This window comes from Candidatus Omnitrophota bacterium (assembly GCA_028715415.1).
Lineage (GTDB): Bacteria > Omnitrophota > Gorgyraeia > Gygaellales > Profunditerraquicolaceae > JAQURX01.
Genome location: JAQURX010000008.1, coordinates 13,551 through 28,671, shown reverse-complemented (window position 1 = coordinate 28,671; position 15,121 = coordinate 13,551). Strand labels below are relative to the sequence as shown.

The window sequence follows — 15,121 nt, the reverse complement described above, 5'->3', positions numbered from 1 at the left end:
CACGTTTTATGCCTATTCAAATATATAATTCCCTCAGTAGAAAGAAAGATGTTTTTGAGCCGCTAAAGCCGCCCAAAGTAAATATCTATACTTGTGGTGTTACTGTTTATGACGAGAGCCATATTGGGCATGCCAGAAGCTTGTATATTTTTGATGTTATAAGAAGATACTTATCGCAACGCGGATATGAAGTTAAGTTTGTGCGTAATATTACCGATATTGACGATAAGATTATTAATCGCGCTAACGAGCTAAAAGTTGATTGGAAAGAACTTGTTAAGAAATACATTGGTAGATATTACGAAGATTTAGAGGCATTAGGGATCCAGAAAGGAGATTATGAGCCTCGGGCAACTGAAAACATCCCTGAAATGATTAAATATATTGAAGGTTTGATTGCAAAGGGATTTGCTTATGAATCCGGAGGGGATGTTTATTTTAATGTAAGGAAGTTTACCGGATATGGAAAGTTATCCGGGCAATCCATTGATCAGATGGAAAGTGGAGCCCGCATTGACCCAAACGAGAATAAAAAAGACCATTTGGATTTTGCTTTGTGGAAGAAGTCAAAAGAAAATGAGCCTTATTGGGAAAGCCCTTGGGGAAAGGGTAGGCCGGGATGGCACATTGAATGTTCGGTGATGAGCCAGAAATTTTTGGGAGTTGATACCTTAGATATCCATGCGGGAGGCCGCGATTTAATCTTCCCGCATCATGAAAATGAGACAGCTCAGGCAGAAGCATTAACCGGGAAGCCTTTTGCAAAATATTGGATGCATGGAGGGCTTCTTACTATTAATGGCCAAAAGATGGCCAAGTCTTTGGGTAATTTTATTACAATCAAGGATTTCATTGCTAAATATAAGAATCCCGATTATTTAAAATTATTCTTCTTAAGCGCCCACTATAGCAGCCCGATAGACTATACTGATGAAAGAATTGAAGAGGCCAGCCAGGCGCTGCAAAGGATAGTAATTTTCTTGGATAAAACAGAGCCTAGCTCTAATCACAATGTTTTTCCTGTAATTGAAGAAGCAGAAATAAAATTCTTTAATTCTATGGACGATGATTTTAATACGCCTAAAGCGCTTGCCGCGGTCTTTGAATTGATTAATGAAGCAAATAAGAATATTGGGAATAAAGAATTTGTTTCTTCTGCAGGGAGCACTATAAGGGAGTTTTTAAAGATACTGGGTATCTCGCTTACCGCAAAAACTTCCGGTATGCCTGATGTAGAAGTAGAGGAAGCGATATTAAAAAGAAATAATGCCAGGCAGAATAAAGATTTTGCTCTATCTGATAGGATAAGAAAAGAATTGGAAGAGAAAGGTATTATTTTAGAAGATACAAAATTCGGTAAAACTACTTGGCGAAGAAGATTGTAGAAATTTTATGGTTTTTGCTGGAGGCGCATTAGAAAATTTTTGGCACAGCTATTAACATTAGTGCGCAAGGATTTACGAGGAGCGAAGGACAGCTATAAAAGAACGCTAAGCCGTAGCGACGTGGTAAATCGCAGCGCACGGCAAAAATTTTCAGCGCCGGAAGCGAAACCATAAAATTAAAAAGGCTAGGTCATATGAAAGGTAAGTTTATTACATTTGAGGGTTCAGAAGGATGCGGTAAAAGTACGCAATCAAAGCTTCTTTACCAGTATTTAAAAGATAAAAGATATCCTGTGGTTTATCTGCGTGAGCCGGGAGGAGTAAAAGTAAGCGAGAAGATTCGTGAGCTTTTGCTTAGCCCTGAAAGCGATATTTGTCCTGAATCAGAGACTCTTCTTTATATGGCTGCCCGGGCTCAGGTGGTTAACGATATTATTAAGCCCGCACTTTTAAAGGGAAAGATTGTAATTTCAGATAGATTTATGGATTCAACAATTGTTTATCAGGGGTTTGGCTTGGGCATAGATTTAAAAACTATAAAGAATATCGGAAATTTTGCTACGGGCGGGATTATCCCTGACTTAACAATATTTCTCGATCTTCCTGTAGAAAAAGGCTTAAAGCATAGGCATGAAAAAGAAGACCGTATTGAAATGCGCCCGCTTGCTTATCATAAAAAAGTAAGAATCGGATATTTAAAGTTAGCATCCCTTGAGCCAAAAAGAATCAAGATTGTAAAAGTAGATAAAGAATTGTCCGTAACACAGGAAAAGGTAAGAGCATTATGTCATTTAGTGATATAAAAGGCCAAGCTAGGGCTATAAGCCTTCTACAAGGATATATAGAAAATAAAAAACTTGAGGGAGGTTATCTTTTTATAGGCGCAGAAGGCATAGGAAAGAAATTAGTTGCTAAAACTTTGGCAAAAGTTGTTAATTGCCAGGCTGATTCTGTTGATTCTTGTGAAAAATGCCCTTCTTGTTTAAAGATAGAAAAGAATCAACATCCGGATGTCTTTACCATTGATGCTTCTTTGCCGGCTCAAGAGGGGGCTAAGGCTCCTGATTCTTCGGCAAATGTGATAAAGATTGATCATATCAGGCAACTGCAAAGGGATATTAATTTAAGGCCTTATGAGGGAAGATCCAAAGTTTTTATAATTGACGATGCGCATAATTTAACTGCTGAAGCTTCTAATGCTTTGCTTAAGATATTAGAGGAGCCTCCAAGAAATAGTTTAATTATTCTAACGACCTCAAAACCGGAGTTATTGTTTAAAACTGTAGTTTCGCGTTGCAAAGTAATTAGATTTTACCCTGCTAAGCGGCCTGAGCTTGAAGAGATTTTTGAGTCGGATTACAAGCTTGAAAAAGATAAGGCGCATTTCTTAGCGTATTTTTCGGAAGGCAGAATCGGAAGGGCGTTAAGTTTAAAAGAAACAGGGATTTTTGTTGAAAGAGATAAGGCTGTTGATAAATTTGTTTTTACTGCGAAGCCTGATTTTGAAAATGTGTTAGCCCAAAAAAAAGAGTGTATTGAAAATTATTTAAACATATTGGCAGCATGGTTTAGGGATGTCTATTTGATTAAGGCAGGCCTGCCTTCGGTTGAGATTATCAATCTTGACCGCAAGCAGGACCTTCTTAAGCTTAAAGATAAATTTACTTTTGCTGATTTAGACAGAGTATTGAATTCTATATCTGATTCAGTGCTTTCTTTGGAGCAGAATATGAATCCCAAGCTTGTGTTGTATAACCTAGGAGCTCAGTTATGGAAGGCATGATACATGTAAGATTAAGAGACGCGGGCCAAGTCCAGTTTTATAACCCAAACGGAATTGTTTTAAAAGAAGGGGATTACGTTATTATTGAACATGACCGTGGCGTTGATTATGGCCAAGTTGTTTCTCCTAATGAGGCAGTTGAAGAAGATGCTTCAAAAGAGCCAATTAAGAAAATAATCAGGCTTGCAAAAGAAGGCGATATAAAGCAAATCGAAGAAAACCGTGTTAAGGCAAAAGAGGCATTTAACAGCTGTTTAAAGAAGATTGATGAACATAAATTAGATATGAAGCTTGTTCAGGCAGAATATTCTTTTGACCGCACAAAAATAGTTTTTTATTTTACGGCAAATGGTAGAGTTGATTTTAGGAATCTAGTTAAAGATTTGGCTAAAATCTTTAAAGCGCGGATTGAGCTAAGGCAGATTGGCGTTAGAGATGAAGCAAGGATAATCGGAGGTTTTGGTTCTTGCGGAAGAGAACTGTGTTGTGCAAAGTTCTTAAAAGATTTTCAGCCGGTAACAATTAAAATGGCAAAAGAGGAAGGCTTGCCTTTAAACCAGACTAAGATTTCCGGGCTCTGTGGCAGGCTGATGTGCTGTCTTTCGTTTGAATACGAAACTTATAAAATGCTATCTAAAGGTTTGCCTCGAGAGGGAGAGCACATTAATACTATTAAGGGAAAAGGAAAAGTGATAAGTGTGAATGTTTTTAAAAGATCTGCCACAGTCCAGCTTGAAGACGGGATCCTTTTTGAGGTGAGTTTTAAGGAAAAAGAACATGGCAAATAAGTTTTATATAACGACTCCGATATACTATGTTAATGCTGCCCCGCATATCGGGCATTCTTATACCACGATTGCCGCGGATACTATTTCGCGTTATAAGCGTAAGCAATTAGGCAAAGAGAATGTCTGGTTTTTAACCGGCACAGATGAGCATGGCCAGAAAATCCAGAAAGCGGCAGATGAAGCAAAATTAACTCCGCAGGAATTTGTGGATAAGGTTGTTTTGCAATTTAAAGGGCTCTGGAATAAATTAGAGATTACCCCTAATGATTTTATCCGTACTACCGAAGAAAGGCATATAAAAACAGTCCAGAGAGTGCTGGAAATTCTTCATAACAAGGAAGCCGGCGGGCAGAAATTAATTTATTCGTCTAAATATGAAGGTTGGTATTGCACTCCCTGTGAAACTTTCTGGCCGGAAACTCAGATTACAGAGCAGCTTTGCCCGGATTGTAAGCGTAAGGTTGAGAAGATCAGTGAAACAAATTATTTCTTCAGATTATCCATCTATCAGGATTGGCTGGTTAAATACATTGAAGATAATGTAAATTTTGTTTCTCCTCAATCAAGAAGAGAAGAGGTTTTAAGTTTTTTGCGCCATAACAAATTAAATGATCTTTGTATCTCAAGGCCAAAAGAACGCCTTAATTGGGGGATACCTTTACCGTTTAGCCCCGAGCACGTTACTTATGTTTGGTTTGATGCTTTAATCAACTATATTAGTGCTGTGGGTAATTTTAATGAGAAAGGGAAATATCAATCAAAGTGGTGGCAGGATGATGTTGAGATTGTGCATCTTATCGGAAAGGACATTTTAAGGCACCATGCGATTTATTGGCCGATTTTATTGCATGCTTTGGGTGTAAGGATGCCTGATAAAATATTCGCCCATGGCTGGTGGCTTATAGATGATACTAAGATGTCTAAATCCCGTGGAAACGCAATTAATCCGATTGAGATGGTAGATCGATATGGGATAGATACGTATAGATATTTTCTATTGCGTGATGTCCCATTTGGCTTAGACGGGAATTTTTCTGAGCAGGCAATTGTTAAAAGGTTTAATGGAGACCTTGCCAATGATTTAGGAAATTTGGTCTATAGGACTCTTACAATGATTGAGAAATATTATCAAGGAGAAGTCCCTGAAAAGGGTAAATTAGATGAGCAAGGAATGGTAATTGAAAAATTAATAAAAGAGCTGCCGGAAAAGCTAGCAATTCCAACTGAAGTATTAAATTTCAGTTTGAGCCTTGAATATATCTGGGATCTAATCAGCCTGCCAAATAAGTATGTTGAGGAAACAAAGCCTTGGAACTTAGCTAAAGAAAATAAAACCAAAGAATTAAAATCTTTTATCAGAGTTTTAGTGGATGCGATTAGAGAAGTGGCAGATGAGCTTTATCCTTTTATGCCAAAAACATCCGAGTCAATTAAAGAGCAGTTAGGAACGGATAGAATTAAAAAAGGCAATCCTTTATTTCCCCGCATTGACACAAAAACTAAAGCTTAAAATAATACAAAATGCTTGTTGATACTCATTGCCATTTAGATTTCCCGGAGTTTGAGCAAGATAGGGCTGAAGTTATCAGCCGCGCAAAAAACTCGGGGATTAGTTATATCATAAATATAGGCTCGAGCCTTAAGTCTTCAGTTGCCTCCGTAAAGTTAGCAAAAGAATACGATTTTATTTATGCCGCTGTAGGAATCCACCCTCATGAAGCAGATTCTTTTAATAAAAATGAAGAAGAAGCAATAAGAGAATTGGCAGGTAATAAAAAAGTTGTCGCAATCGGAGAGATTGGCTTAGATTATTTCAAGAATTTCTCTAAGCCGGAAAATCAGCCTCCAATGTTTAAGTCAATGATAGCCATAGCAAAAGAATCTAATAAGCCGCTTATTATCCATAGCCGAGAAGCAGCGGAGGATAGCATTCGGATATTAAAAGAGGCGATGCCTGTAAGGGCGGTGTTACATTGTTTTTCCGGAAACGAAGATTTTTTAAAAGCTTGCCTAGATTTAGGCTTTTATATTTCGTATACTTGCAACATTACCTATAAGAAAGCGCAAAACTTAAGAGATATGATTAAAATTACGCCGCTTGACAGGTTATTATTAGAAACAGATGCGCCTTATTTATCTCCGGAAGGCTTTCGCGGGAAACGCAATGAGCCGATGCAGGTAAGAATTCTTGCTGAAGAAGTGGCAAGAATTAAAGCAGTTTCGGTTGAAACAATAGCTAAATTAACCACGGATAATGCAGTTAACTTTTTTGGATTGAAATGAATGCTAAAGTAGCAGTAGCGAAATGTGATAGCTATGAATCGATTCTAGTGCAGCAGGCAGTCCGTCAATCGGTTGATTTGATTGGGGGAATCTCTAGTATAGTTAAGCGAGGCAGCAGAGTTTTAATTAAGCCAAACCTGTTAATGGCTAAAAATCCAGAGGCAGGGATTACGACTCATCCTGAAGTAATAAGGGCGGTTATTAAGCTTTTAAAAGAAAATAATTGCAGAGTTATGTTAGGGGACAGCCCAAGTGTTTGGGATAGGTATTCTGAGAAGGTTGATTGGGTCTATGAAGTAACAGGGGTAAAAAAAGTCTGCGCGGAAGAAGATGTGGAATTAGTAAAATTTGATAGAAGGCGCTGGAGGCGGAATAAGTTTCCTCTTGCGGCGATACTTGATGAATGTGATTGTTTGGTTAATGTCCCAAAGTTCAAAACGCATGGCCTGACAATTCTAACCGGGGCTATTAAGAACAATTTTGGTTTGGTTGCAGGAAGCTACAAGACAGAATTACATAAAAAATATTTTAGAATGGAAGATTTATCGCGAGTTATCGTAGATATTTTTGAAGAAGTAACCCCGTGTTTAAATATTGTTGATGGGATTATGGCTATGGAAGGGGATGGCCCGGGAACAAGCGGGAAATTGCGTAAGATAGGTTTATTATTCGCAGGAACTGATGGAGTAGCAGTAGACAGTGTTTTAGCCAAGGTAATGGGGATAGCTCCTACGGATTGCTTGACTACCAAAGAAGCTTCCCGCAGGGGGTTAGGAGTTTCGGATTTAGATTCTATTTCTATCCTTGGTGAAAATCTTGATAATATTATCGGTAAGCCTTTTAAAATTCCTTCAACTTCTTTGTTAAGAAGGCATATCCCCGAGCCGGTTATTAATCTAGCAAGAAGGCTTATTAAATTTTATCCTTGTGTTGAATATGATAATTGTGTTAAATGCGCCTCTTGCATTAAAGCCTGCCCGCAAAAGGCAATATCCATTAAAAATGGAAAGGTTGTGATTGATCATTCGGGTTGCATTGCTTGTTTTTGCTGCCAGGAAGTCTGTCCTGAAAAGGCAATTAAAATAAAGAAAAGTATTTTTGCTAAAATAATCGGCTTATAATTATGGGTAAAAATTGTGATTTAATTTCAATGAGGGCAAAGCTTGATTACGCCATCACTTATGGAAGCAAGGCTAAGGCATTGCAGGTTGCACGGCAGGGCCTTAAGAAAGCCAAGAGCAAGCAGTTTGATGGAGAGAGGGAATATTTTAAAGGGCAGTTACAACTTTTGAAAGGAAATTTTGCTTCGGCAATCGAGCATTTTGATGCGGCAATCAAGGTCAACCCCAAAGACGGCGGCTCATACAATGATAGAGCTCTTTGTATGGTGGAGCTTGGGATAATTGATGATGCATTTGTATATTTTGACAAGGGTATTGAGGTAGAGCCGGATTATGCTACTATATATCATAATAAGGGTTGGCTTTTAAATAACATCGGGAAATGCAGCCAGGCAATAGAATGTTTTAAGAAAGCATTATCTCTTGAGTCGGGCAGGGCGGTTACTTATGATAATCTGGCAGATGCATTATATAATCTTGGCGATTACGATGGTTCTCTTAAGGCCTATAGAAAAGTTTTGGAATTGCTTAAACCCGGTTTATGCCGGAGTATTAGAAAGCAGATAAAGGAAAGAATCAGCCTTATTGAAAAAGAATTAAAGGATGGTTAAATAATATGAGCTTAAAGACTATTGAGTGGAGTAAAAATAGCATTAAAATTATTGATCAAACAAAACTACCGGGTAAATTAGAGTATTGTTATATTAGGGATTTAAAGCAGCTTTGGGAGGCGATAAAGTTGCTTAAGGTACGTGGTGCTCCTGCATTAGGCGGGGCTGCCGGTTTAGGGGTTTATCTAGGTGTTAAAGATCTGAAATCGCAGGATTTTGAGCAATTTTCAAAGAGATTAAAAGATATAATTATTTATGTCGGGTCATCAAGACCAACAGCAAAGAATCTTTTTTGGGGTTTGGATAGGATGTATAAAATCGCCTTGATAAATAAAGATAAGCCAATTAGCGAAATAAAAGATATCCTTTTTAATGAGGCACAGAATATCATACAGGAAGATATGCTTTCTTGCCGGAATATCGGTTCTTTTGGCGCGAAATTAATTAAAGATGGGGATAATGTTTTGACTGTTTGCAACGCTGGAATCCTTGCAACCATTGATTATGGCACTGCGCTTGGAGTAATCTATAGTGCTAAAAAAGAAGGAAAAAGGTTTAAGGTGTTTGCTTGTGAAACAAGGCCTCTTTTGCAGGGAGCTCGGCTTACGACATGGGAATTAAAGAGAAACGGTATTGATGTGACGCTTATTTGTGATAATATGGCAGCTTCATTAATGGGGCAGGGAAAAATTAACAAAGTAATTACCGGAGCAGACAGGATCGCTGCTAATGGGGATTCGGCCAATAAAATCGGAACATATAGCTTAGCTGTTTTAAGCAAGTTCCATAATATCCCTTTTTATATCGCGGCTCCAAAATCAACTTTTGACTTAAGTATTAATTCCGGAAAGCAAATTCCAATTGAGCAAAGAGATGCTAAGGAGATTACCAGTTTGTTTTTTAAGCAGCCGATTGCCTGCGCAGGAGTAAAGGTTTATAATCCGGCTTTTGATGTGACTCCAGCTAAATTAATCAGCGCAATTATTACTGACCATGGGGTTATCAAGCATCCTAACAAGGTTAATATTAAGAAAATACTAGGATAACGATGTTATTAAAGAATATTGGAGAATTCGGTTTGATTGAGCGGTTTAAGAAACAAATCAAAATAGATTCTTCTGTTGTGGCAGGAAGCGGAGATGATTGCGCGGTATTAAAACTTGATAAAAATAATTTCCAGCTTTTTACCTGCGATATGATAGTTGAAAATGAGGATTTTACTTTTAAGGATAAATTAGAGCTAATTGGCAGGAAGGCTTTGGCAATTTCAATTAGTGATGTTGCCGCCTGCGGGGGGATTCCTAACCATTGTGTTGTATCAATGGGCTTGCCTAAATATTTAAGTGTAGAAAAGATAGATAGGATTGCTAAGGGGATGTTTGATTTGGCAAGGCAGTTTCGTATAAATATCGTAGGGGGGGATATCAGCAAAGCTCCTAAGTTGATTTTAGATGTAAGTATGCTGGGTAGTGTTGCCAAACAGCATTTGGTATTAAGAAATGGCGCAAAAAAAGGCGACATTATATTTGTTACCGGAGCTCTTGGCGGTTCAATCCGCGGAAAGCATCTTAAGTTCTCTCCAAGGCTAAAAGAATCCAGGTTTTTGGTCCAGAATTTTAAAGTTAATGCAATGATTGATATCTCTGATGGACTGGCGCAGGATTTGCGGCACATTTTAGAACAAAGTCAGGTCGGGGCAGTTATTTATGAATGTTTGATTCCCAAAGATAGAAATGCGAAAAATTTAGAAGAGGCGCTTTTTATGGGAGAGGATTTTGAACTACTTTTTACTCTATCTAAAAAAGAAGCAGAGAAGTTGTTAAGTAAGAAGCTAAAGATTTATAAACCAATCGGAGAAATTGTTGATAAATCCGGAGGTTTAAAAATAGTAAATCTTAAGAATATAGTAAAAGATATTGATCTAAAGGGGTTTAGCCATTTCTAAAGAAAATGAAAATTGTATCTAATTCCGTAGTAAATACATTAAATATCGGTAAAAAAATCGCAAAAATCCTGAAACCTTCTGATATAATTTGTTTGTTCGGGGATTTAGGCGCTGGTAAGACTGTTTTGACAAAAGGTATTGCTAAAGGCTTAGGGATTTCTCAGGAAAAAGTAATCAGCCCTACATTTGTGCTTATGCGGATGCATATGGGAAAATCTTTGCCACTGTATCATTTTGACCTTTATAGATTAAGTGAGGTAGGGGATATCTTGGGTTTAGGTTACGAAGAATATTTTTACGGGCAGGGAATTGCGATAATAGAATGGGCGGATAGGCTGAATTTTTTAATGCCTAAGGAATTCTTAAAGATTGAATTGTCTCTTTTGGGGGGAACCAAAAGAACAATAAAATTCAGCGCATTCGGGAATCGTTACAAGGAGCTATTAAAGGATATCCATGAAAATATTAGCAGTTGATACTAGCACAAGTTATTTGTGCATCGGAGTGTATGATAATTTAAAAGTTTATGAATATACTTTTGAAGTTGGCCGTCAGCTTTCTGCAGTAATTACTGTCAGCATAAAAAGAGTTTTGGATGCTTTAGGGCTAAAAGTTGAAGATATAGATTATTTTGCCTGCGGGCTTGGCCCGGGGTCTTTCACGGGAATGCGTGTCGGCCTTGCGGCATTAAAGGGTTTAAGTTGGTCAGTAAAAAAGCCGATGGTTGGCGTGCCTTCTTTGGATATCTTAGCGAAAAATTGTTTGAAGGAGAGCTTAAGCATTGTCCCGATTATTGATGCCAAAAGAAGCCTTATCTATACTAGTGTTTTTAGAAAGAATAAGGCAGGTCTGGTTAAAACAAAACCATACTTACTTCTAAACGAAGATGAACTATTTAAATTGATTAAGCCAAGGAGTATAGTTCTGGGGGATGCAGTTAATTTATATAAAGACAAGCTGATTGCTCAAGTAAAAGGAGTTGTTATTTTAGATAAAGAGTACTGGTATCCTAAGCCGCGTAATATAATTGAACTTGCCTTGGAGAGGATTAAGAATAAGAAGCTCGATAATTGTTTTGAGCTTTCACCAATTTATCTTTACCCGAAAGAATGCCAGGTAAGGCGAAAGTAACTATGGACAAAATTAATTTTATCGGTTATCGACCGACATGGGCAGAGGTTAATTTAGGCAACATCCTGCATAATTTTAAAGAGATTAAGGGCAGGGTTGCTCCTAATACGAAGATTATGGTGACCGTGAAAGCCGATGCTTATGGGCATGGATTAATTCCTGTATCTCAAAAGCTTGTATCTGCGGGAGTAGATTTCTTGGGTGTTGCCTCAATTGACGAGGGGATAAAACTAAGGGAGTCTGGGATAAATCTGCCCATTTTAATTTTAGGCTTGATTTTGAAGGAAGATATAGATCCTGTTTTTGAATATAAACTTACTCCTTCAGTCTGTGATGAGGAACTTGCAGTTTCATTAAATAATTTCGCCAAGTCGCGCTCAGAACATCTTAATTTACATGTAAAAGTTGATACCGGAATGGGCAGGATTGGAGTTTTACATCAAGAAGCAGATGCGCTTATTAAAAAAATATCAAAGTTAAGGTTTGTGAATATTGAAGGAGTTTTTACGCATTTTCCTTTTGCTGATTTAAATAAAGATTTTACTTTATACCAAATCAAATTGTTTGAGAAATTGATCCAGAAGCTAAATAAATTGGGTATTAAGATTAATTTATTCCATGCTGCAAATAGTATGGGCCTTATTGATTATAACCATAGCCACCTTAATATGGTCAGGCCCGGGCTTGTAATCTATGGGTTGTCTCCTAAAGAAGGCTTAGAGGTTAATCTTAAGCCGGTATTAAGCCTTAAGACAAGGGTAATCTATGTAAAAAAAGTCCCAAAAGGATATGGCATTAGCTATGGCCATGATTATATTACAAAAAAACCTACTCAAATCGTAACCATTCCTATCGGCTACGGAGATGGATATCCCCGGAATTTATCAAACCAGGCTCCGGTTTTGATTAAGGGTAAGCGTTTTAAAATTAGCGGAAAGATTTGTATGGATCAGATAATGGTTGATGTCGGGGATTTAAAGGTTAATGTAGGGGATGAAGTTGTACTTATCGGTTCGCAAGGAAAGAATAAGATTCTAACAGAAGAGCTTGCGCGCATTTCCGGGACTATTCCTTATGAAATTGTTTGTGGGTTTGGAGCAAGGATACCGAGAGTATATTCGTTTAAGGAAGTTTAAAGATTAAATAGAGGCTAAATATTATCGCGATAATATGGCTTAGAGAAGCAGATAGTATCGGCATTAATATCCCGCCTTTGCCAAAGGCAATGCTTACCGCATTAATAACGTAATAAAGAAATCCTACCATAATTGAAAAACCAAGAGAAGAAACTCCGGTTGCGCGTTTTTTCATCATTAGAGCAAAAGGAATACCCAGAAGCATGATAATCAGGCTGGTAAATGGCGAAGTGTATCTTTGATAAAGGTCTATTTTAAGGTTTCTGATAACCGTAGTTGCCCCGCTTTTGGATAATCTCCATATGTAATTTTCAATCTGTGCAATTGTCATAAAGTCTACGCGCTGCCTTTGATTGATGAAGTCAGCAGGAGATTCAGGGATAGTCATTATTTCTTCATCATAATATTCCGGCTCTTGTAATACCTGCCCGCTTATGTCAAAGTTGTAGGTAATGCTTTGATAAAATAGCCAGTGGTTATCTTTGTATATTCCTTTGTTTGCGACAACCTTTTTTGTAATATTCTGATGTTCGTCATGCTCTAAGATGGTAATGCCTTCCATGGTATTAGTCGCCACGGTAAATTTATTTACAAAAAATAAGCGGTTTTTTAGCCCATACATAGAAAGGTTGGTGATAATTTCGTTCTTTTTTTCATTTTGTTTCTTTGTGTTGTTGTCCATCTGATCTTTGATTCTTTGGTTAGTTGCCATGGCAGGGGGGACAATCTTGTCATTTGCAAGAAAAACAAAGAGGCTGATTAGTGCACCAAATAAGAGCACTGTTTTTGTTATCTGGAAAATGCTTAATCCCGCTGAACGCATTGCGATAATTTCATTCCCTCGGTTGAGTTTCGCGAAAGTATAAAGTGTGCTCAAAAGGCAAGCTATAGGAGAGACTTGGACGAAAATTATCGGCAGATACGACAGATAGTATTGCAAAAGCATTTCGATTGCAACCTTCTGTTTTAAAATCTGGTCAAGATTAGCGAAGATATCAATGATTACATAAAGAAATAAGAAAATGAAAAGGCAGCCGAAGAAAATGCCGAGGCAAGATTTTAAAATATAGCGGTCTAAGATGCGCATAGTTTGATCAGGAGAAAAGTGCCAATTACCCCCATAAGTAAATTAGGGATCCATAGGGCAATTTGCGGAGGCATTATTCCTTGCAAGCTTATGGCTTCTGCGCCCATAAGTAAAAGATAATAAACTCCCACAATAAGGAATGCAATTCCGAAATTTATTGATTTTTCTCTTCTTCTGGTGATTATTGCCATCGGTATCCCAAGTAGCATAAAACCAAGGCAGGAGAAAGCAAGCGAAACTTTTTCATTTAATTCTGTAAGAAGAGGGGTTGGCTCAATTCCTTCTTTTTTTAATTTTGCAATTTCATTTTCTAATTCAACTATTGTCATATCCTTTGGCTTTTTCTCAATTTTATTTTTATCTCTAGTCTGCGCTAGGTTTAAATTCATGAAATAAGTTTTAAAATTCAGCTTATAAAAGTTAGCAGGATTCTCCGGGTCTGGTTCATCACTGGTTCCGTCCATGAGTTTTAACTTTACGCTGCTTTTTTCCGGGATGCTAATAAACTCGCCGCTTTTTGCGATAATTGTGCGGGTTGGTTTATCTTCACCTTGAGGTTCATAAATACGTATATTACTTAGTTTGTTTTTTTTCTGGTCAACTCTATAAATAAACAATATGTATTTTTGGAAAGAATTTATAAAGACTCCTTCTTCAAGGGCTGCAGTCGGGTTTTTTATCCCGACCTCCATTAACGTCTTCCTTGAAGCAAAATGGGCGTAAGGGATAACCCTGTCATTAAAGATAACCAAAACAAGGCTTAAAATAAAGCCTACTATGAGAAGAGGAAGAATCAGGCTAAAGAGGTTAATCCCGCTTGCCCTGATTGCGATTATTTCATTATCACTGGAGAGCCTTCCAAGTGAAAGTAAGATAGCGGCAAGAGAAGCTATTGGTAGAGTATATTTGATTAGAGCAGGCATCATGAAAAGAAAAAGCTTAGAGACGCTTCCAATGTCAATTCCTCTGTTAATTACCATATCGGCAATTTTAATAAGATTTCCGAGGAGCATGACAAAGGTAAGAACCCCAAGCGCAAGAAATAGAGGCCCGATAAATTCTTTTAAGAAGTAGCTTCGCAGTATTTTCATTTTAATTAGCTAATGTTAATACAAAAACAATTCCTGAGCCAGCATTTTTTAATGCCCTTGAGGCTTCTGAAGATGTGGCCGCGGTTGTCAATACATCGTCAACTAACAGTATGTTTTTTCTCTTTAAGTTGCGGTTTCCGTTAACAGAAAAACAATTCTCCACATTCAAGAATCTTTCATGAGGAGACAATTCGGTTTGAGTCTTTGTGTAACGACTGCGTTCCAGGCAAGTTGCAAGAACATCTACCTTAAATTCATTACCTATGTGCCGGCTCAAGATTTCGGCTTGGTTAAATTCTCTTTCTCTCAGCCTTGTTTTATGTAAAGGCATGGGGATAATAAAGTCTATTTTGTCCATAGGTAAAGAGTATTCTTTAATAAATTCAATCATTAATTTGCTTAAGGGCAGGCCAAGGTAATCTTTCTGATTATATTTGAAATCATGGATTAATTCTTTAATAATACCTGTGTAAGTGCAGGGGCTAAAGGCCCGGTCAAAATGCAGCATTTTTCTTATGCATCCGGAGCAGATATTTTTAGCAAAGCCTTTCTTTTCAAGCTGCCTGCCGCAGCTATGGCAAAAGGGAGGCCGGTTTTTCTTGATTTTAGCCCAACACTCAGCGCAAATAAAATTGTCAACCGCAAGCTTATGGATCTTGCTTTTACAGCTCAAACACCTTTTTGGATAGAATGTATCTATCAGCCCATTAAAAAGGCGCACAAACATAGGTATATAATAACAATGAAATTAAAATTTGTC

General features: G+C 37.6%; 16 protein-coding genes. 13 read left to right on the top strand and 3 right to left on the bottom strand.

Going from position 1 to position 15,121, the window contains the following annotated elements; translation table 11 throughout:
* The first annotated feature begins 8 nt into the window (after positions 1-8).
* The 13 genes from cysS to alr all read left to right on the top strand — a co-directional run bounded on the left by cysS (position 9) and on the right by alr (position 12,183).
* Positions 9-1,385 carry a cysteine--tRNA ligase gene (gene cysS, locus PHO70_04620; protein ID MDD5432253.1) on the top strand — a complete coding sequence of 459 codons (1,377 nt, stop codon included), beginning with the start codon at positions 9-11 and terminating at the stop codon, positions 1,383-1,385.
* Between the two features lie 194 nt (positions 1,386-1,579).
* Positions 1,580-2,188, top strand: a complete 609-nt coding sequence (gene tmk / locus PHO70_04615) for a dTMP kinase (protein ID MDD5432252.1) — start codon at positions 1,580-1,582, stop codon at positions 2,186-2,188.
* Entirely contained in the window at positions 2,170-3,168 is a 999-nt protein-coding gene (locus tag PHO70_04610) for an AAA family ATPase (GenBank protein MDD5432251.1), read from the top strand. The genes tmk and PHO70_04610 overlap by 19 nt, the downstream gene beginning before the upstream one ends.
* Entirely contained in the window at positions 3,156-3,956 is an 801-nt protein-coding gene (locus PHO70_04605) for a stage 0 sporulation family protein (protein ID MDD5432250.1), read from the top strand. The genes PHO70_04610 and PHO70_04605 overlap by 13 nt, the downstream gene beginning before the upstream one ends.
* On the top strand, positions 3,946-5,466 hold the full coding sequence (metG, locus tag PHO70_04600) for a methionine--tRNA ligase (GenBank protein ID MDD5432249.1): 1,521 nt from the start codon (positions 3,946-3,948) through the stop codon (positions 5,464-5,466). The genes PHO70_04605 and metG overlap by 11 nt, the downstream gene beginning before the upstream one ends.
* Positions 5,467-5,477: 11 nt before the next feature.
* Positions 5,478-6,239, top strand: a complete 762-nt coding sequence (locus tag PHO70_04595; protein ID MDD5432248.1) for a TatD family hydrolase — start codon at positions 5,478-5,480, stop codon at positions 6,237-6,239.
* Entirely contained in the window at positions 6,236-7,360 is a 1,125-nt protein-coding gene (locus PHO70_04590) for a DUF362 domain-containing protein (GenBank protein ID MDD5432247.1), read from the top strand. Before PHO70_04595 ends, PHO70_04590 begins: the two co-directional genes overlap by 4 nt.
* A 2-nt stretch (positions 7,361-7,362) precedes the next feature.
* On the top strand, positions 7,363-7,971 hold the full coding sequence (locus tag PHO70_04585) for a tetratricopeptide repeat protein (GenBank protein MDD5432246.1): 609 nt from the start codon (positions 7,363-7,365) through the stop codon (positions 7,969-7,971).
* A 5-nt stretch (positions 7,972-7,976) separates the two neighbouring features.
* Complete coding sequence (gene mtnA / locus PHO70_04580) at positions 7,977-9,017, top strand: S-methyl-5-thioribose-1-phosphate isomerase (protein ID MDD5432245.1); 1,041 nt, start codon at positions 7,977-7,979, stop codon at positions 9,015-9,017.
* 2 nt (positions 9,018-9,019) lie between these two features.
* Positions 9,020-9,916: a thiamine-phosphate kinase gene (gene thiL, locus PHO70_04575; GenBank protein ID MDD5432244.1), complete on the top strand. Its 897-nt coding sequence runs from the start codon at positions 9,020-9,022 to the stop codon at positions 9,914-9,916.
* Between the two features lie 5 nt (positions 9,917-9,921).
* Positions 9,922-10,392, top strand: a complete 471-nt coding sequence (tsaE, locus tag PHO70_04570; GenBank protein ID MDD5432243.1) for a tRNA (adenosine(37)-N6)-threonylcarbamoyltransferase complex ATPase subunit type 1 TsaE — start codon at positions 9,922-9,924, stop codon at positions 10,390-10,392.
* Positions 10,373-11,047, top strand: coding sequence for a tRNA (adenosine(37)-N6)-threonylcarbamoyltransferase complex dimerization subunit type 1 TsaB (gene tsaB / locus PHO70_04565; GenBank protein MDD5432242.1), 675 nt, complete (start codon positions 10,373-10,375; stop codon positions 11,045-11,047). The genes tsaE and tsaB overlap by 20 nt, the downstream gene beginning before the upstream one ends.
* A gap of 2 nt (positions 11,048-11,049) precedes the next feature.
* Complete coding sequence (gene alr, locus PHO70_04560; protein MDD5432241.1) at positions 11,050-12,183, top strand: alanine racemase; 1,134 nt, start codon at positions 11,050-11,052, stop codon at positions 12,181-12,183.
* Here the strand turns inward: alr and PHO70_04555 are convergent.
* The 3 genes from PHO70_04555 to PHO70_04545 are packed head-to-tail and all read right to left on the bottom strand — an operon-like array spanning position 12,170 to position 15,088.
* Positions 12,170-13,270, bottom strand: coding sequence for an LptF/LptG family permease (locus PHO70_04555; protein MDD5432240.1), 1,101 nt, complete (start codon positions 13,268-13,270; stop codon positions 12,170-12,172). The genes alr and PHO70_04555 overlap by 14 nt on opposite strands.
* Positions 13,258-14,361 carry an LptF/LptG family permease gene (locus PHO70_04550; protein ID MDD5432239.1) on the bottom strand — a complete coding sequence of 368 codons (1,104 nt, stop codon included), beginning with the start codon at positions 14,359-14,361 and terminating at the stop codon, positions 13,258-13,260. Before PHO70_04550 ends, PHO70_04555 begins: the two co-directional genes overlap by 13 nt.
* A gap of 1 nt (position 14,362) precedes the next feature.
* Complete coding sequence (locus PHO70_04545; protein MDD5432238.1) at positions 14,363-15,088, bottom strand: ComF family protein; 726 nt, start codon at positions 15,086-15,088, stop codon at positions 14,363-14,365.
* Positions 15,089-15,121 lie beyond the last annotated feature (33 nt).

Coding starts and splice junctions, on each gene's coding strand:
- cysS (MDD5432253.1), top strand. CDS start 9: ATGCCTATTCAAATATATAATTCCCTCAGTAGAAAGAAAGATGTTTTT.
- tmk (MDD5432252.1), top strand. CDS start 1,580: ATGAAAGGTAAGTTTATTACATTTGAGGGTTCAGAAGGATGCGGTAAA.
- PHO70_04610 (MDD5432251.1), top strand. CDS start 2,170: ATGTCATTTAGTGATATAAAAGGCCAAGCTAGGGCTATAAGCCTTCTA.
- PHO70_04605 (MDD5432250.1), top strand. CDS start 3,156: ATGGAAGGCATGATACATGTAAGATTAAGAGACGCGGGCCAAGTCCAG.
- metG (MDD5432249.1), top strand. CDS start 3,946: ATGGCAAATAAGTTTTATATAACGACTCCGATATACTATGTTAATGCT.
- PHO70_04595 (MDD5432248.1), top strand. CDS start 5,478: ATGCTTGTTGATACTCATTGCCATTTAGATTTCCCGGAGTTTGAGCAA.
- PHO70_04590 (MDD5432247.1), top strand. CDS start 6,236: ATGAATGCTAAAGTAGCAGTAGCGAAATGTGATAGCTATGAATCGATT.
- PHO70_04585 (MDD5432246.1), top strand. CDS start 7,363: ATGGGTAAAAATTGTGATTTAATTTCAATGAGGGCAAAGCTTGATTAC.
- mtnA (MDD5432245.1), top strand. CDS start 7,977: ATGAGCTTAAAGACTATTGAGTGGAGTAAAAATAGCATTAAAATTATT.
- thiL (MDD5432244.1), top strand. CDS start 9,020: ATGTTATTAAAGAATATTGGAGAATTCGGTTTGATTGAGCGGTTTAAG.
- tsaE (MDD5432243.1), top strand. CDS start 9,922: ATGAAAATTGTATCTAATTCCGTAGTAAATACATTAAATATCGGTAAA.
- tsaB (MDD5432242.1), top strand. CDS start 10,373: ATGAAAATATTAGCAGTTGATACTAGCACAAGTTATTTGTGCATCGGA.
- alr (MDD5432241.1), top strand. CDS start 11,050: ATGGACAAAATTAATTTTATCGGTTATCGACCGACATGGGCAGAGGTT.
- PHO70_04555 (MDD5432240.1), bottom strand. CDS start 13,270: ATGCGCATCTTAGACCGCTATATTTTAAAATCTTGCCTCGGCATTTTC.
- PHO70_04550 (MDD5432239.1), bottom strand. CDS start 14,361: ATGAAAATACTGCGAAGCTACTTCTTAAAAGAATTTATCGGGCCTCTA.
- PHO70_04545 (MDD5432238.1), bottom strand. CDS start 15,088: ATGTTTGTGCGCCTTTTTAATGGGCTGATAGATACATTCTATCCAAAA.